This is a genomic window from Ectothiorhodospiraceae bacterium 2226, from assembly GCA_013348725.1.
Classification (GTDB): Bacteria; Pseudomonadota; Gammaproteobacteria.
On sequence record CP054689.1, the window covers coordinates 2,130,615 to 2,145,922 of the forward strand.

The following is a 15,308-nucleotide window of genomic DNA, read 5'->3' on the forward strand; positions in this document are numbered from 1 at the left end:
TTAGAGGGCCATCGCATGGCAGACTACAAGATCGCGCCGTCCATCCTGTCGGCCAATTTCGCTCGCCTGGGCGAAGAGGTGAACAACGTCCTGGCGTCCGGCGCCGACATCGTCCACTTCGACGTGATGGACAATCACTACGTGCCGAACCTGACCATCGGCCCGCTGGTGTGCGAAGCCCTGCGCAAGGACGGCATCACGGCCGACATCGACGTGCACCTGATGGTCAAGCCCGTCGATCGCATCATCCCGGACTTCGCCAAGGCCGGCGCGACCTACATCACCTTCCACCCCGAGGCCTCGGATCACATCGACCGCAGCCTGCAGCTCATCCGTGACAACGGCTGCAAGTCCGGCCTGGTGTTCAACCCCGCCACACCGCTCGACTATCTCAAGTACGTCATGGACAAGGTGGATATGGTGCTGTTGATGTCGGTGAACCCCGGCTTCGGCGGCCAGAGCTTCATCCCCGCCACGCTCGACAAGCTGCGCGAGGCGCGCCGCATGATCGACGAGAGCGGCCGTAACATCCGCCTGGAGATCGACGGCGGCGTGAAGGTCGACAACATCCGCGAGATCGCCGAGGCGGGCGCCGACACCTTCGTCGCCGGTTCGGCCATCTTCAACGCGGGCCAGGACGGCGATGCGCACCGCTACGACAGCGTGGTGCGCGCCATGCGCGAGCAGCTCGAGGGCGCGCGCAAGTAGCATGGGGTTGCGCAAACCGAAGATGGTCCTCATCGACGTGGACGGCACGCTGGTGGACAGCGTGCCGGACCTCGCGTATTGCGTCGACCAGATGATGCAGCGCCTCGGGCGTCCGCCCCACGGCGATGCCAAGGTGCGGGAGTGGGTGGGCAACGGGGTGGAGCGCCTAGTGCGCCGCGCCCTGATCGGTCAGCTCGACGGCGAACCCGACGAGGCCGAGTATCAGCAGGCCTATCCGATCTTCATGGCGCTGTATGCCGACAACACCAGCAAGCGCAGCCGGCTCTATCCCGGCGTGATGGAGGGCCTGGATTATCTGCAGCGGGCCGGCTATCCGCTCGGCTGCGTCACCAACAAGGCGGCCCAGTTCACCGAACCGTTGCTGAAGGATCTCGGCGTCTTCGACCGCTTCTCCATCGTGCTGTCCGGCGACACGCTGCCGCGCAAGAAGCCGGACCCGATGCCCCTGCTGCACGCGGCGCAGTTCTTCCGCGTGGAGCCGGGCGAGGCGCTGATGGTGGGCGACTCGGTGAGCGACGTGAAGGCCGCGCGCGCGGCGGGCTTCCAGATCGTGTGCATGAGCTACGGCTACAACCACGGGCGCGACATCCGCGATGCCGAGCCGGACGCGGTCATCGATTCCATGGCCGAGCTCGAAGGCCTGTTGGGCGGGGCGCCGGCGCGCGCGGCGCAGGCCTGAGGCAGTCGATGATGGTCCGGCGGATGCAGCGGCGAGGCGGGCGATGGCGGCGGTGAGTCGAACCGTCGCCATCGCCTCGTACGTCGCAACCGCAGGACACCCTCATGAATGCTGCTGAATTCGACGCCCTCGCCGCCCAGGGCTATAACCGTATTCCTGTCGTGCGCGAGATCTTCGCCGATCTCGACACGCCGCTGTCCACCTACCTGAAGCTGGCCGCCGGCCCGTACTCCTATTTGCTCGAATCGGTACAGGGCGGGGAGAAGTGGGGCCGCTATTCCATCATCGGCCTGCCGTGCAGCACCGTGCTGCGCGTGCGCGGTCCTGAGGTCACGGTGCATGTCGCGGGCCGGGAGACGGAGCGCGAACGCGTGGCCGACCCGCTGGCCTGGATCGAAGCCTTCGCCGCGCGCTACCGGGTGGCGCCCGTGGCGGGGCCGCTGCGCTACACGGGCGGGCTGATGGGCTACTTCGGCTACGACACCGTGCGCTATGTCGAGCCGCGGCTTGCCCACTGCGACCTGCCCGATCGCCTGGAGACCCCCGACATCCTCCTGATGGTCTCCGACGAACTGGTGGTGTTCGACAACCTGAGCGGCCGCGCCCACCTCATCGTGCACGCCGACCCCGGTCCCGGTCCTGGCGCCCCGGATGCCTATGCGCGCGCCGAGGCGCGGCTCGACGACCTCGTGGCGCAAATGGATGCGCCGCTCCCCGCCCATGCCGTGCTACCTCCCGCCGAGGTGGGCGAGAGCGATTTCGTGTCGGGTTTCACGCAGGACGGCTTCGAGGCGGCGGTGCGCCGGGCCAAGGAGTACATCGCCGCGGGCGACGTGATGCAGGTGGTGCTCTCGCAGCGCCTGTCGGTGCCGCTGCGTGCCCGGCCCTTGGACCTTTACCGCGCGTTGCGCGGCCTCAATCCCTCGCCGTACATGTATTACCTCGATCTCGAGGACTTCCACATCGTGGGTTCCTCCCCGGAAATCCTGGTGCGCCTGGAGGAGGGCGAGGTCACCGTGCGCCCGATTGCCGGCACGCGCCCACGCGGCAAGAGTGACGAAGAGGACCGCGCCCTGGAGCTGGATCTGCTGGCCGACGCGAAGGAGCTGGCCGAGCACCTCATGCTCATCGATCTCGGCCGCAACGACGTGGGGCGCATCGCCGACATCGGCAGCGTGCACCTCACCGAGCGGATGACCATCGAGCGGTACTCGCACGTGATGCACATCGTGTCCAACGTGGTCGGGCGCTTGCGCGCCGGTCAGTCGGCGCTGGACGTGCTGCGCGCCACCTTTCCCGCGGGCACTGTGAGCGGGGCGCCCAAGATCCGCGCCATGGAGATCATCGACGAGCTCGAGCCGGTCAAGCGCAGCGTGTACGCCGGCGCGGTGGGCTATCTCGGCTGGGGCGGCAACATGGACACCGCCATCGCGATCCGCACCGCCGTGATCAAGGACGGCACCCTGCACGTGCAGGCGGGTGCCGGCATCGTCGCCGACTCCGATCCGACGCGCGAGTGGGAGGAGACTATGAACAAGGCGCGCGCGATGTTCCGCGCGGTAGCGCTAGCCGAGGCGGGCCTGTCCGCGCGCCGCTGAAGCGCCTCATCCGGCGTTCAGCTTCGCCGCGCCGCGCCGCGCCGCTCGTGCTCGCGGTCGGGGTCGCGCACACGTTGCCGAGGCGGGTTTGGACGGGCAAGGCGAGCGCTAGACCGCCGGGCGCCCGCCGCCAGTGGCTACTCCTGTGTCTTTCGCGCCTGCGGCCGAGGACCGTCGTTGCCGGGCTGGTCGATACAGAAACACGGGCAGAAGCACGCGTTGGCGCTGAGGGTGTTTTCCCGGAGCTTTACTTGCAGTTCTCGAACACGAAGTTCGTCTTCCCGGTTGCGCGCCTGATTTTTCAATGCCGTCAATGAGTACTCGTGCATGTTGCGGAGCATGAGGTTCATGTTGTCGTAGATCAGCGGCAGCGTCTGGGTGGCGCCCGCGTGCGCCGCGCGCTGCTGGAAATAGGCCTCTTGGTCGGCTACCAGGGCCGTCAGACCCAACATCAGATCCGCGATGATGCGTATGACTTCTGTCACCAGCACGCCGGCATTGATGATCAACTGCTCCGTATAGACGACCAGTTGCGAGACGTAGACGATGCGGTCGCCGAACTCGCCAATCTGGTTCGCCATGAACAAAATGCGGTCGGACATCTCGCCAATGCGATCGGCCATGACACCGACCTGCGTGGCCATAAACAGGATGCGATTTGCCATCGGCCCCACTTCTTCACCCCGCGAGGCGAACTCGTAGCCCAGTTCCATGCCGCGGCTGGCAAACTGAAAGCCGAGATCCATGCCTTTGTTCGCGAACTGGGCGGCCAGTTCGAGCGCCCGCGCGGCAAGGTCCCTGCACTCCGCGGCATCGTCCATGGCCGCCGGCATCAACAGCGCCGCGGTGTCGCTGCAGACCGTGGTGGTCTGCGCGGAAAACTTCTGCAGCTCCGCTAGGTGTTTCCCGAGTTCGTCGCTCATGGTGATGACGTGGGTGACCAATTCCGGATCCTTGGCGACGGCCATCGCGTTCCCTCCTGTTCGGCTGTGCGCGGTAGTCGATATTTGCGCCCCAAGCCAACTATAGGAAGAATAAAGGGTTCCCGGTGGCGATCAGAAAGATCATGGTGTTGGACGCATGATTCGTGTTCGGGACGGCGGCGGAAGCTGTCCGCGACGCCACCATGCGCGGGGAGATGCGCTCTGACTTACGCCGTGGCCCTAAGCGACCCCGCACGCCCCCAGCGGGCGCCTCGGCGCCGACGTGCCCAGGCTTTCGCCCGAGGACATTTCGCGAGACAATGCGCGATTCTTTTTTCCTGGGAAGCGGCTGGCCAGCGTCCAGCTCGGGTGCACGCATGCTGCTGATGATCGACAACTACGACTCCTTCACCTACAACCTGGTCCAGTATTTCGGCGAGCTGGGCGAAGAGGTCGCCGTGCACCGCAACGATCAGATCACGGTGGACGAGGTGCGGCGCCTGCAGCCCAGCCGCATCGTGATCTCGCCCGGCCCCTGCACCCCCAATGAGGCCGGCGTGTCGCTGGATGTGATCCGCGAGTTGGGCGCCCAGGTGCCGATCCTCGGCGTCTGCCTCGGCCACCAGGCCATCGGCCAGGCCTTCGGCGGCAAGGTGGTGCGTGCCCGCGAAATCATGCACGGTAAGACCTCGCCGGTGTATCACCACGACATCGGCGTGTTCCGCGGACTGCCCAATCCGCTCGAGGCGACGCGCTATCACTCGCTGGTGATCGAGCAGGCGAGTCTGCCTGAGTGTCTGGAGGTCACCGCGTGGACCGAGCTGTCGGACGGTGCGCGCGACGAGATCATGGGCGTGCGTCACCGCACCTTGCCCATCGAGGGGGTACAGTTTCATCCCGAATCCATCCTGACCCGGCACGGCCACGACTTGCTACGCAATTTCCTGGCGCGGTAAGGTTCCGCTTCCGACTTGAATACGAGCACGATTATGGATATGCAGCGCGCGATACGCGCCGTCACCGAACGGCGCGACCTCACCGCGGAGGAGATGGCCGAGGTGATGCGCACGGTCATGACCGGCGGCGCCACCCCCGCGCAGATCGGCGGCTTCCTCATCGGCCTGCGCATGAAGGGCGAAACGGTGGACGAGATCGCCGGCGCCGCGCGGGTGATGCGCGAGCTGGCGACGCCGGTAGGTATCAATTCCGAGCACCTGGTGGATACCTGCGGCACCGGCGGGGACGGGGTCTGCACCTTCAATATTTCTACCGCCAGCGCCTTCGTGGCGGCGGCGGCCGGTGCCAAGGTGGCCAAGCACGGCAACCGCTCCGTCTCCAGCCGCTGCGGCAGCGCGGACGTGTTGGAGGCCGCGGGCGTCAACCTGGACCTCGGGCCGGCGGCGGTCGCGCAGTGCGTGGAGGAGGTCGGCGTCGGTTTCATGTTCGCCCCGCGCCACCACGGCGCGATGAAGTACGCCATCGGGCCGCGCCGCGAGATGGGCGTGCGCACGGTATTCAACGTGCTCGGCCCGCTCACCAATCCCGCGGGCGCCAAGAATCAAGTCCTCGGCGTATACGACCGCGCCTTGCTGGAGCCGCTCGCGCAGGTACTGCAGCGTCTGGGCAGCCGGCATGTGCTGGTGGTGCACGCCGCCGACGGTATGGACGAAATCAGCTTGAGCGGCGAGACCTACATCGCGGAACTCAAGGATGGCGCGATCTCCACTTACAGCGTGCGTCCCGCCGACTTCGAGTTGCAGGCCGCCCCGGTGGAGGCGCTGACCGTGGCCGACGTGCAAGAGTCGCTGGCGCGCGTGAACGCGGTGTTGGACAACCAGCCGGGCCCGGCGCGCGACGTGGTTGTGCTCAACGCGGGCGCGGCGATTTATGCGGCCGGCTGTGCGGCGACCCTGGCCGATGGCGTTGCGCGCGCGCAGGAGGTCATCGCGAGCGGTGCGGCGCGGGCCGTGCTGCAGGGGCTGGTGGCACGATCGCAGGCCCTTGCGGGGAGCGATCAGCCGGCGGCGAGCGGCGCATGAACGAGGGCGACATACTCAAGACCATCCTGCGCCGCAAGGCGGAGGAGGTCGCCGAGCGGGCCGAGCGGGTATCGATGAAGGAGCTGAGCAAGCGGGTGCAGCACCTGCCCGGCTCGCGCGAATTCGTGGCCGCCATCGAGGCGCGCATCAACCTCCACCAGCCGGCGGTCATCGCCGAGGTGAAGAAGGCCTCGCCCAGCAAGGGCGTCATCCGCCCCCACTTCGATCCGGCCGCCATCGCCGCAGCCTACGCGCGCGCTGGGGCCACCTGCCTCTCGGTGCTCACCGACCGGGATTTCTTCCAGGGCGCCGACGAGTACCTGCAGCAGGCCAAGGCGGCGTGTCCGCTACCGGTGCTGCGTAAGGACTTCATCGTCGACGCCTATCAGGTGTACGAGGCGCGCGTGCTGGGCGCCGACGCCATCCTGCTCATCGTGGCAGCGCTCGGCGATGCCTTGATGAAGGAACTCGCCGACCTTGCCTATCACCTCGAGATGGACGTGCTGGTCGAGGTGCACGACGGCGAGGAGTTGGAGCGGGCACTGAAGCTCGGCACGCCGCTGATCGGCATCAACAACCGCAACCTGCGTACCTTCGAGACGCGCCTGGAGACGACGCTGGAGTTGCTGAAGGACGTGCCGAGCAACCGCATCGTGGTGAGCGAGAGCGGCATTCACACGCCGGACGACGTCGCGCTGCTGCGCCGCAACGGCGTCAACGCCTTTCTGGTCGGGGAGGCCTTCATGCGCGCGCCCGAACCGGGTGTGGCGCTGGGCGAGTTGTTCGGGTTGCAGGCCTGAGGGCCAGGCGGTTGAGCGACAGCTTGCTAGTGCGAGGCAGGTCGCGAATCAAGCACGCAGGCGTTTGATTCAGCGTCGCCGCGCCCGGACATCCGCCGGGCGCTGTGCGTCAAGCGGGCAGCACAGCCCTATTTCAAGCAGTCAGGACGCCGCGGCGCGGCGGTACACGCCTCAGCGCGTACCATACACCACCATGGTCTTGCCCTTGCAGGAGATCAGATTCTGCTCTTCCATGGTCTTCAGCACGCGGCCGACCATTTCGCGCGAACAGCCGACGATGCGGCCGATCTCCTGACGGGTGATGCGGATCTGCATGCCGTCGGGGTGCGTCATGGCGTCGGGCTGGCGCGCAAGATCCAGTAGGGTGCGCGCGACGCGGCCCGACACGTCCATGAAGGCGAGGTCGCTGACCTTGCGGCTGGTGTTGCGCAGGCGCGTGGCCATCTGGCCGGCCATGGAGAAGATGATGTCGGGGAACTCGGAGGCGAGCTGGCGGAACTTGGTGTAGCTGATTTCCGCAATCTCGCACGGGGTGCGTGCCCGCACCCAGGCGCTGCGCTGCGGTTGGTCGGAGAACAGGCCCATCTCGCCGAAGAAGTCGCCGGCGTTCAGGTAGGCCAACACGATCTCATGGCCGTCCTCGTCCTCGATCAGCACGGTGACCGATCCCGAGATCACGTAATAAAGGACGTCCGGCGTGCCGCCGGCGTAGATGATTACGCTCTTGGAGGGGTAGTGTTTGCGATGGCAGTGGTCCAGAAAACGCGTCAGGGACTGACTGCTCGCTTCCATCGAGATCGTATCGCCCATGCTGTTCCTTCGCTGATGGCCCGTAGCAGGGCGTTAGATATATCAAGCGCCTCCAGCCGAGGCAAGCGAAGCCGGGCGTATATGCTACGGTATCCATTTTTTGGGAGGTGGGTCACGTGAAGGCGCGTATCAAATGGGTCGAGGGGATGGCGTTCCTTGGCGAGTCGGGCAGCGGCCATACCGTATTGATGGAGGGTCCCCCCGAGGCCGGGGGGCGCAATCTCGGCATCCGCCCGATGGAGATGATGCTGCTCGGTTTGGGCGGTTGCACCTCGTTCGACGTGATGGCTATCCTCCGCAAGCAGCGCCAAGCGGTCACCGATTGCGTGGCCGAGCTCGCCGCCGAGCGCGCCGACTCTCAGCCCAAGGTCTTCACCCGCATTCACGTGCACTTCGTCGTCACCGGGCGGGACCTGAAGGAGGCGCCGGTGCGTCGCGCCGTGGAGCTGTCCGCCGAGAAATATTGTTCCGCCAGCATCATGCTCGCGCGGGGCGGGGTGGAGATCACCCACGATTACGAGATTCGGGAGGTGGGCGATGGCGACTGAACGCCCGCCGGCGACCGCCGGCCTGCGGCACGTGGCCCTGTTCGTGGAGGACTTCGAGGGCTGCGAGCGCTTCTACGTCGATCTGATGGGCATGGCGGTGGAGTGGCGGCCCGATGCGGACAACGTCTATCTCACCTCGGGCAACGACAACCTCGCCCTGCACCGCGCGCCGGCCCCGGCGCAGGGCCGCCAGCGCCTGGATCACATCGGCTTCATCCTCGCGCGGCCCGAGGACGTCGATGCTTGGCACGACTTCCTGGTCGCGCGCGGCGTCACCATCAAGACCGCGCCGCGCACGCATCGCGACGGGGCCCGCAGCTTCTACTGCCTGGACCCGGACGCCAATCTGGTGCAGCTAATTTTTCACCCCCCTCTGGCACGAAATCAGTAATAATACGCGGTTCGCGCGCAGGGCCGGCGCGGTTCAGCATATACGCCCGGTGAGGTCCGGGCCTTTCGGGAAGAGGAGGTGGCGTCGTTGGTCAAGCCGCTCAACAAGCTGAAACTGCATGGTTTCAACAATCTGACCAAGTCGTTGAGCTTCAACATCTACGACATCTGCTATGCGCAGACGTCCGCGCAGCGCGCGGCTTACATCGAGTACATCGATGAGGAGTACAACGCGCAGCGCTTGACCCATATCCTCACCGAGGTGGCGCGCATCATCGGCGCCAACATCCTCAATATCGCCCACCAGGACTACGATCCCCAGGGCGCCAGCGTCACCATGCTCATCTCCGAGGAGCCGCTGGCCCAATCCGAAGGCTTCGACAGCGAGTCGCCCGGCCCGCTGCCCGACGCCGTGGTGGGGCACCTGGACAAGAGCCACATCACGGTGCACACCTATCCGGAGAGCCATCCCGAGAACGGCGTGAGCACTTTCCGCGCGGACATCGACGTGTCGACCTGCGGCGTGATCTCACCGCTCAAGGCGCTCAACTACCTGATCCACAGCTTCGACTCGGACATCGTCATCATGGACTACCGGGTGCGGGGCTTTACGCGCGACGTGAAGGGCAAGAAGCACTTCATCGACCACAAGATCAACTCGATCCAGAACTTCATCGCCGAAGACACCAAGGCGCTGTATCAGATGATCGACGTGAACGTCTATCAGGAGAACATCTTCCACACCAAGATGATCCTGAAGGACCTGGATTTGGACAATTATCTGTTCGGCGTGGAGGCGGCGGAACTGTCGCCGCGCGAGGCGGCGTCGATCCGCAAGCGCCTGCGGCGCGAAATGCTGGAGATGTTCTCGGGCCGCAACATCGCCAAGATGCCCAAGGACGCCTGAGGCCGCGGTAAGGCCTGCCTAAAAGAAGGCGCGCGGGACACGAGCACGATGCTTCGTGATCCGCGCGCCTCTGTTGTATGTGGGTGGTAGGGCGCAATAAGCGCAGCGCATTGCGCCACCGGCGGATAGCCGGCACGCGGAGCCGGGAAGCGCGCCGTCCGGGCGGGCTTGCGGCTCAGATCCAATAGGCCGTGCGCGTCATCACCTTGGAACTCAGCCCCATCAGCCAGCGCACCGGCCGGGGTAGCTCGCGGCCGCCGGCGCGCATCGCCTCGGCGCCGTGGCGCGCCTCGTCCGCGTGCATCTGCGCCAGCACCGCGTGGCTGCGCTGATCCTCCGGCGGAACCTGGCTCATATGGTGCTCGAGGTGCCGCCCCACCTGCCGCTCGGTCTCCGCCACGAAGCCCAGGCTCCAGCGGTCGCCCGCCAGCCCCGCCGCCGCGCCGATGGCCAAGGCGCCCGCATACCAGGCCGGATCGAGCAGGCTGGTGCGTTCGCCGCATTCGGCGGCACGTTCACGGCACCAGCCCAGGTGATCGTTCTCTTCTTGCGCCGCGTGTTCCAGGTGCTCGCGCAGCGCCTCGCGTCGCGCCACCAGGGCCTGGCCCTGATACAGGCCTTGCGCCGCCACTTCGCCGGCGTGATTGACGCGCATCAGCCGCCCCACATGGGCGCGCAGGTGCGGCGCGAGCGGCGTCTCGGCGTGTCCCGTGGCGGGGCTCGGGCGGTGCGGCGGCGTGCTGCCGGTGAGGGTGCGCAGCCCCATGTCGAGGTTGCCGATCAAGTGGTCGAGAAAGGAATACTGACGCGTGTTCATGCGCGCACGATAGCCGAGCGAGCAGCCTGCGACAAGGTGCCGCCTGTCCTTCGCCAAACCGATCCTATACTCTAGGCGGCTGGCTTTTGGGGCGGCCGGTTTTGGGCGGCCTCTCGGCGGCATCGGAGCATTGCATGAGCGAGCCGTACTACCAACGTCACGTCTTCTTCTGCGTCAACCGGCGTGAGGAGGGGGCGGCCTGCTGCTCGGAGCGCGGCGCGCTCCAGGCGCGTGCGTACGCCAAGAAGCGCGTGAAGGAGCTCGGGCTGTCGGGCAAAGGGAAGGTGCGCGTCAACGCCGCGGGCTGCCTGGACCGTTGCTCGGAGGGCCCGGTGGTGGTCGTGTACCCCGAAGGCGTTTGGTACACCTATGTGGACCAGGATGATGTGGAAGAGATCATCCAGGAGCACCTGGTTCACGGGCGCGTGGTCGAACGCCTGCGCCTCTAGGTCAGGTCTGAATAACGCCATCCCGGCGTTCTCAGATCACGCGAGCGACCGACGCGGTGCGCTCTTCGCTACCTGACCAATGGTGCTCAACGGCTTGCAGCCGTCGATCACGGCGGGGTGCGCGGTCTTGCAGACGCAGGCCGTCGCACCCCATCGCATCCATAGCGCCGGATCTTGAATAATCACATGCCGTTATCGGCTGCAGGCCGGTTTCGCCCGTGGGCGCGGCCAGGTGCGCGTCAATGGCGGCAAGAATGGAGGAGTGCTCAGGCGAATGGGCAACGATTTCGACACGGCGGAGCTGCGTGCCCGCCATCTGTACGACGGCCTGGAGGAGGACCCCTGTCTCGGACAGGAGTGTCCGGTGCCCGGCCCGGCCGGCAGCCTGGAGGCGATGCAGTCTTATCCCGCGGGCTATGACGGCAGCGCGCCGGTCGCGGTGGTGTGCCACCCCCATCCCCTGTATGGCGGCAGCATGGCCAATAAGGTGGTGCACATGCTGTCGGACACCTTCAACGCCCTGGGGGCCGCCACAGTACGCTTCAATTTCCGCGGCGTCGGCGCCAGTCAAGGCCGCTTCGACCAGGGCCGCGGCGAGACGGAGGACGTGCTCGCCGTGGTGCGGTGGGTGCGCGAGCGTCATCCCGCCGCCCCTCTGTGGCTGGCGGGGTTCTCGTTCGGGGCCTACGTCGCGTTGCGGGCCCAGCCGCAGGTGCAGGCCGAACGGGTGCTGCTGGTGGCGCCGCCGGTCAACCTGTTCGACTTCGAGGCGCTGCCGCCATGCGGTGCGCCATGCCTGGTGATCCAGGGCGGGCGCGACGACATCGTGCCGCCCGAGGCCGTCTCGAACTGGGTGTTTCGCCACCAGGTGGAGCGGCCGGCCTACCGCTGGCTGGGCGACGCGGACCACTTCTTCCACGGGCGCCTGAACCGACTGCGCGAGGTCGTGCAGGCCGAATGGGCCCATGGTGCACGGCCCGCCGGCTGAGGCGCCAGCCGCGGGTCCCGCGGTCCGGGCGCGCGGGTTGCACAAGGCCTACGGCGGCCAGACGGTCGTCGATCGAATCGCGTTGACCATCCCGCGGGGGCGCTGTTTCGGTCTGCTCGGACCGAACGGCGCGGGCAAGACCACCACGCTGCGCATGCTGCTCGGCTTCACGCCGCCCGACGGGGGCGAGCTCGAGGTGTTGGGCTTGCCGGTGCCGCGCTGTGCCCGCGAGATGCGCGCGCGGGTGGGGGTGGTGCCCCAGCAGGACAGCCTCGACCCGGACTTCACCGTCACCGAAAACCTCTACAACTTCGCCCGCTACTTCGGCATCTCGCGCCGTGCGCTGCGCCCGCGGGTGCCCGAACTGCTCGCCTTCGCGGCGCTGGAGGCGAAGGCCGATGCGCGCATCGACGCCCTCTCGGGCGGCATGCGCCGGCGCCTCGCCCTGGCGCGCGCGCTGGTCAACGACCCCGAACTCCTGATCCTCGACGAGCCGACCACCGGCCTCGACCCGCAGGCACGCCAGCTCATCTGGCAACGCCTGCGAACCCTGCTCAACCAGGGCCGCACCATGATCCTCACCACCCACTATATGGAGGAGGCACAGCGGCTGTGCGACGAGCTGGCCATCATCGACCGGGGGCGCATCTTGGCCGGCGGTGCGCCCGATGCGCTGATCAGCGAGCACATCGAGCCCCACGTGCTGGAGGTGCACGGGCCGGGACTCGCGGCCTGGCTGGCGCAGGAGGGTGAGCGCCTCGCGCCGCGCGTCGAGCGGGCGGGGGAGACCGCTTTCTGTTACGCCCAGGACGAAGCGGCGCTGTTGCGCTCGCTATCACAGCGGGCGGATCTGCGTTTCCTGCACCGCCCGGCCGGCCTGGAGGACGTGTTTATCAAGCTCACGGGCAGGGACTTGCGTGACTAGCCCCGCGACGGAACTGCTCGGGTTGTCGAGCCGTTGGACGGCGGTCTGGCTGCGCAACTTTCTGGTGTGGCGCAAGCTCGCCGGCCCCGCCATTCTCGGCAACCTGGGCGAGCCGCTGCTCTACCTGCTGGCGCTGGGCTACGGCTTCGGGGCGCTGGTGGGCGAGGTGCACGGGCTCGATTACATCGTGTTCCTCGCCTCCGGCATCGTGTGCGCCAGCGCCATGAACACCGCCAGCTTCGAGACCATGTACTCGGCCTATACCCGCATGGCGGTGCAGCATACCTGGGAGGGCATCCTCACCGCGCCGCTCGGCATCGGCGACGTGGCGCTGGGCGAGGTGGTGTGGGCCGCGAGCAAGGGCCTGCTCAGCGCCGCGGCGATCCTGCTGGTGGCCGCCCTGCTGGGGGCGGTGCAGGGCTGGGCCGCGCTGTGGGCGCTGCCGGTGGTGTTTCTGCTGGGGCTGGCCTTCGCGTCCATGGCCATGGTGATGACCGCGGTGGCGATGAACTACGACTTCTTTTTGTATTACGTCACCCTGGTGCTCACCCCGATGTTCCTGCTCTCGGGGGTGTTCTTTCCGCTGGACGCGATGCCGGCGTTGATCCAGCAGGCCGCCTGGGTGTTGCCGCTGACGCACGGCGTGGCGGTGGTGCGGCCGCTGATGACCGAACTGCCGCTCGGCGCCGTGTGGCCGCATTTGCTGGTGGTGGCGGCTTACGCGCTCGCGGCTTACGCGCTGGCGGTGGTGCTGTTGCGGCGCCGTTTGCTGCGTTGAAGCTGCCGTGAGCGAGGGCGAACCAAACAGCTCAGACAATGATTTCAATCGCTTATTGTCGTCGCCGCCTGATTCGCGCGCGCGCGCCGGGCTCGTGGGATGGGCGGGCGAGCAGAATCCAGGGAAGGGGCTTGACGGAGTAGTAGCGGATCATTATATTAGCAAACACTGATTTGCGAGATCGCAGTCAGACTCCTCCATCCTCCTTTGGTGGTTTATTAGGCGGCCCTCCCGGGCCGCCATTTTTTTTTCCGGCTCCGGCCGACAGGCGGCGCGAGGGCCTTGCAGTCGAGGGCGCCCTTCGCTACCATTCCGCTTCTTCGTATGTGGTGGGTCTTTGGAGAATTCAATGAAGACGTTCAGCGCTAAGCCCCAGACCGTTCAGCGCGACTGGTTCGTGGTCGATGCGGACGGCAAGACGCTGGGCCGGCTGGCGACGGAAATCGCGCGCCGCCTGCGGGGCAAGCACAAGCCCGAGTTCACGCCGCACGTCGACACCGGCGACTATATCGTCGTCGTGAACGCCGAAAAGGTGCGCGTCACGGGCCGCAAGGAAACCGACAAGCTGTATCACCACCACACCGGTTTCATCGGTGGGCTGAAGACGATCAGCTTCGACAAGCTGCGCGACAAGGCGCCCGAGCGCATCATCGAGATCGCGGTGAAGGGCATGCTGCCCAAGAACACGCTGGGCCGCGCCATGTTCCGCAAGCTCAAGGTCTACAAAGGCCCCGAGCACCGGCACACCGCGCAGCAGCCCCAAGCGCTTGAGATCTAGGGCGCTGGAGATTTAACGGCGCATTGCGCTGACCATTAGGACGACAGGACCCGTTATGCCCCAGAATCAGTACTACGGCACCGGCCGCCGCAAGAGTTCCACGGCGCGCGTCTATCTGCGCCCGGGCACCGGCAGCATCACCATCAACCGCCGTCCGATCGATGAATACTTCGGTCGTGAGACCGCGCGTATGCTGGTGCGTCAGCCGCTGGACGTCGCCCAGGCCGACGGCAAGTTCGACATCGCCGTGACCGTGGCCGGTGGGGGCGCTAGCGGTCAGGCCGGTGCGATTCGCCACGGCATCACGCGCGCCCTGATGGCGTACGACGAAGCGCTGCGCCCGGCGCTGCGCAAGGCCGGCTATGTGACGCGCGACGCGCGCGAGGTCGAGCGCAAGAAGGTCGGTCTGCACAAGGCTCGTCGTCGTCCGCAGTTCTCCAAGCGCTAAACGCGCTTTGTGAACCGGCGCTAGCGCGCTCGGACGAGGGTCGGCCCGCGTCCACGTTCACTTGGGGGATCGTCTAGTGGTAGGACTACGGACTCTGACTCCGTCAACCTAGGTTCGAATCCTAGTCCCCCAGCCATCGAAGGGGCTTGGCGCATGCCAAGCCCCTTTTTTCATGCCCCCTTCCGAGCAAGCTTCGTGATCAGGACACTGCCGCTGCGCGGCCGATAGTCGATGGATTGGCCGGTCTGGTTATTGTTTTGGAGCGCCTTCGTGTCGGCGACGCTGTTGCCCGGCGGCTCCGAGGCGATCTTCGCCGCGCTGGTGTGGCGCGGCGAGCATGCGTTGTCGCTGCTGCTGGCCGCGGCGACGGTGGGCAATACCTTGGGCGGCATGACCTCGTGGGGCATCGGGCGGCTTGCCGCCTGGCGTTGGCCCGCCGAGCGGCTCACCACGCCGACCCAGCGGCGCGCGGTGGATCGCGTGCGCCGCTGGGGGGCGCCGGTGCTACTGTTTTCCTGGGTGCCGGTGATCGGCGATCCGTTATGCGCGGCGGCCGGCTGGCTGCGCGTGCATTGGCTGCTCGCGCTGGTGCTCATCGGCGTGGGGAAGTTCGCGCGCTACGCGGCCGTCGCCTGGGCGATGCCGGTCGGCCCCGGCTTCGGATGATCCGGGAGAGCCGTCGGCGCGCGACGCGCCAGTGAA

19 protein-coding genes and 1 tRNA gene are annotated in these 15,308 nt (G+C 66.8%); 17 read left to right on the forward strand and 3 right to left on the reverse strand.

Annotation, left to right across the window (positions count from 1 at the left end; translation table 11 throughout):
* Positions 1-15: 15 nt before the first annotated feature.
* From rpe to HUS23_10315, 3 genes are all read left to right on the forward strand, one after another.
* On the forward strand, positions 16-708 hold the full coding sequence (gene rpe, locus HUS23_10305; protein ID QKT04174.1) for a ribulose-phosphate 3-epimerase: 693 nt from the start codon (positions 16-18) through the stop codon (positions 706-708).
* 1 nt (position 709) lies between these two features.
* Positions 710-1,408, forward strand: coding sequence for a phosphoglycolate phosphatase (locus HUS23_10310; protein QKT04175.1), 699 nt, complete (start codon positions 710-712; stop codon positions 1,406-1,408).
* Positions 1,409-1,512: 104 nt separating this feature from the next.
* Positions 1,513-3,006 (forward strand): anthranilate synthase component I, encoded by a 1,494-nt coding sequence (locus HUS23_10315; GenBank protein QKT04176.1) that lies wholly within the window; start codon positions 1,513-1,515, stop codon positions 3,004-3,006.
* A 137-nt stretch (positions 3,007-3,143) separates the two neighbouring features.
* Here HUS23_10315 and HUS23_10320 read toward each other — a convergent pair whose 3' ends face one another.
* On the reverse strand, positions 3,144-3,974 hold the full coding sequence (locus HUS23_10320; GenBank protein ID QKT04177.1) for a hypothetical protein: 831 nt from the start codon (positions 3,972-3,974) through the stop codon (positions 3,144-3,146).
* A gap of 332 nt (positions 3,975-4,306) precedes the next feature.
* On the opposite strand from HUS23_10320, the gene HUS23_10325 reads away from it, so the two are divergent.
* From HUS23_10325 to trpC, 3 genes are read left to right on the forward strand one after another with little or no spacing between them, the layout of a single operon-like run.
* The gene (locus HUS23_10325) at positions 4,307-4,885 is read left to right on the forward strand and encodes an aminodeoxychorismate/anthranilate synthase component II (protein QKT04178.1); all 579 of its coding nucleotides are present in this window, start codon (positions 4,307-4,309) and stop codon (positions 4,883-4,885) included.
* Positions 4,886-4,918: 33 nt separating this feature from the next.
* Complete coding sequence (trpD, locus tag HUS23_10330) at positions 4,919-5,968, forward strand: anthranilate phosphoribosyltransferase (GenBank protein ID QKT04179.1); 1,050 nt, start codon at positions 4,919-4,921, stop codon at positions 5,966-5,968.
* Complete coding sequence (gene trpC, locus HUS23_10335) at positions 5,965-6,768, forward strand: indole-3-glycerol phosphate synthase TrpC (protein ID QKT04180.1); 804 nt, start codon at positions 5,965-5,967, stop codon at positions 6,766-6,768. Before trpD ends, trpC begins: the two co-directional genes overlap by 4 nt.
* 171 nt (positions 6,769-6,939) lie before the next feature.
* On the opposite strand, the gene crp is transcribed toward trpC, so the two are convergent.
* On the reverse strand, positions 6,940-7,560 hold the full coding sequence (gene crp / locus HUS23_10340; GenBank protein QKT05041.1) for a cAMP-activated global transcriptional regulator CRP: 621 nt from the start codon (positions 7,558-7,560) through the stop codon (positions 6,940-6,942).
* Positions 7,561-7,694: 134 nt separating this feature from the next.
* On the opposite strand from crp, the gene HUS23_10345 reads away from it, so the two are divergent.
* The 3 genes from HUS23_10345 (at position 7,695) to speD (ending at position 9,423) form a co-directional block, all read left to right on the forward strand.
* The gene (locus HUS23_10345) at positions 7,695-8,126 is read left to right on the forward strand and encodes an OsmC family protein (protein ID QKT04181.1); all 432 of its coding nucleotides are present in this window, start codon (positions 7,695-7,697) and stop codon (positions 8,124-8,126) included.
* Entirely contained in the window at positions 8,116-8,517 is a 402-nt protein-coding gene (locus HUS23_10350) for a VOC family protein (protein ID QKT04182.1), read from the forward strand. The genes HUS23_10345 and HUS23_10350 overlap by 11 nt, the downstream gene beginning before the upstream one ends.
* Before the next feature lie 87 nt (positions 8,518-8,604).
* Positions 8,605-9,423 carry an adenosylmethionine decarboxylase gene (gene speD, locus HUS23_10355; GenBank protein ID QKT04183.1) on the forward strand — a complete coding sequence of 273 codons (819 nt, stop codon included), beginning with the start codon at positions 8,605-8,607 and terminating at the stop codon, positions 9,421-9,423.
* A gap of 175 nt (positions 9,424-9,598) precedes the next feature.
* On the opposite strand, the gene coq7 is transcribed toward speD, so the two are convergent.
* A complete protein-coding gene (gene coq7, locus HUS23_10360; GenBank protein QKT04184.1) occupies positions 9,599-10,240 on the reverse strand; it encodes a 2-polyprenyl-3-methyl-6-methoxy-1,4-benzoquinone monooxygenase in 642 nt (213 codons plus the stop codon).
* Between the two features lie 134 nt (positions 10,241-10,374).
* Here coq7 and HUS23_10365 point away from each other — a divergent pair, with 134 nt between their 5' ends.
* From HUS23_10365 to HUS23_10400, 8 genes are all read left to right on the forward strand, one after another.
* The gene (locus HUS23_10365) at positions 10,375-10,689 is read left to right on the forward strand and encodes a (2Fe-2S) ferredoxin domain-containing protein (GenBank protein QKT04185.1); all 315 of its coding nucleotides are present in this window, start codon (positions 10,375-10,377) and stop codon (positions 10,687-10,689) included.
* A gap of 274 nt (positions 10,690-10,963) precedes the next feature.
* A complete protein-coding gene (locus tag HUS23_10370) occupies positions 10,964-11,677 on the forward strand; it encodes an alpha/beta fold hydrolase (protein ID QKT04186.1) in 714 nt (237 codons plus the stop codon).
* Positions 11,655-12,602: an ATP-binding cassette domain-containing protein gene (locus HUS23_10375; GenBank protein ID QKT04187.1), complete on the forward strand. Its 948-nt coding sequence runs from the start codon at positions 11,655-11,657 to the stop codon at positions 12,600-12,602. Before HUS23_10370 ends, HUS23_10375 begins: the two co-directional genes overlap by 23 nt.
* Positions 12,595-13,380, forward strand: a complete 786-nt coding sequence (locus tag HUS23_10380) for an ABC transporter permease (protein ID QKT04188.1) — start codon at positions 12,595-12,597, stop codon at positions 13,378-13,380. Before HUS23_10375 ends, HUS23_10380 begins: the two co-directional genes overlap by 8 nt.
* 349 nt (positions 13,381-13,729) lie before the next feature.
* Positions 13,730-14,158: a 50S ribosomal protein L13 gene (gene rplM / locus HUS23_10385; protein QKT04189.1), complete on the forward strand. Its 429-nt coding sequence runs from the start codon at positions 13,730-13,732 to the stop codon at positions 14,156-14,158.
* A 55-nt stretch (positions 14,159-14,213) separates the two neighbouring features.
* On the forward strand, positions 14,214-14,606 hold the full coding sequence (rpsI, locus tag HUS23_10390; protein QKT04190.1) for a 30S ribosomal protein S9: 393 nt from the start codon (positions 14,214-14,216) through the stop codon (positions 14,604-14,606).
* 62 nt (positions 14,607-14,668) lie between these two features.
* Positions 14,669-14,742, forward strand: a tRNA-Gln gene (locus tag HUS23_10395).
* Positions 14,743-14,837: 95 nt separating this feature from the next.
* Complete coding sequence (locus HUS23_10400; protein QKT04191.1) at positions 14,838-15,272, forward strand: DedA family protein; 435 nt, start codon at positions 14,838-14,840, stop codon at positions 15,270-15,272.
* Positions 15,273-15,308: the final 36 nt, after the last annotated feature.

What these genes read in the sequence shown, in the direction of transcription:
- HUS23_10400 (QKT04191.1), top strand. Translation starts at nt 14,838, where the DNA reads ATGGATTGGCCGGTCTGGTTATTGTTTTGGAGCGCCTTCGTGTCGGCG.
- trpD (QKT04179.1), top strand. Translation starts at nt 4,919, where the DNA reads ATGGATATGCAGCGCGCGATACGCGCCGTCACCGAACGGCGCGACCTC.
- crp (QKT05041.1), bottom strand. Translation starts at nt 7,560, where the DNA reads ATGGAAGCGAGCAGTCAGTCCCTGACGCGTTTTCTGGACCACTGCCAT.
- HUS23_10365 (QKT04185.1), top strand. Translation starts at nt 10,375, where the DNA reads ATGAGCGAGCCGTACTACCAACGTCACGTCTTCTTCTGCGTCAACCGG.
- HUS23_10310 (QKT04175.1), top strand. Translation starts at nt 710, where the DNA reads ATGGGGTTGCGCAAACCGAAGATGGTCCTCATCGACGTGGACGGCACG.
- rplM (QKT04189.1), top strand. Translation starts at nt 13,730, where the DNA reads ATGAAGACGTTCAGCGCTAAGCCCCAGACCGTTCAGCGCGACTGGTTC.
- coq7 (QKT04184.1), bottom strand. Translation starts at nt 10,240, where the DNA reads ATGAACACGCGTCAGTATTCCTTTCTCGACCACTTGATCGGCAACCTC.
- HUS23_10370 (QKT04186.1), top strand. Translation starts at nt 10,964, where the DNA reads ATGGGCAACGATTTCGACACGGCGGAGCTGCGTGCCCGCCATCTGTAC.
- HUS23_10325 (QKT04178.1), top strand. Translation starts at nt 4,307, where the DNA reads ATGCTGCTGATGATCGACAACTACGACTCCTTCACCTACAACCTGGTC.
- HUS23_10315 (QKT04176.1), top strand. Translation starts at nt 1,513, where the DNA reads ATGAATGCTGCTGAATTCGACGCCCTCGCCGCCCAGGGCTATAACCGT.
- rpe (QKT04174.1), top strand. Translation starts at nt 16, where the DNA reads ATGGCAGACTACAAGATCGCGCCGTCCATCCTGTCGGCCAATTTCGCT.
- HUS23_10375 (QKT04187.1), top strand. Translation starts at nt 11,655, where the DNA reads ATGGTGCACGGCCCGCCGGCTGAGGCGCCAGCCGCGGGTCCCGCGGTC.
- trpC (QKT04180.1), top strand. Translation starts at nt 5,965, where the DNA reads ATGAACGAGGGCGACATACTCAAGACCATCCTGCGCCGCAAGGCGGAG.
- HUS23_10350 (QKT04182.1), top strand. Translation starts at nt 8,116, where the DNA reads ATGGCGACTGAACGCCCGCCGGCGACCGCCGGCCTGCGGCACGTGGCC.
- HUS23_10320 (QKT04177.1), bottom strand. Translation starts at nt 3,974, where the DNA reads ATGGCCGTCGCCAAGGATCCGGAATTGGTCACCCACGTCATCACCATG.
- rpsI (QKT04190.1), top strand. Translation starts at nt 14,214, where the DNA reads ATGCCCCAGAATCAGTACTACGGCACCGGCCGCCGCAAGAGTTCCACG.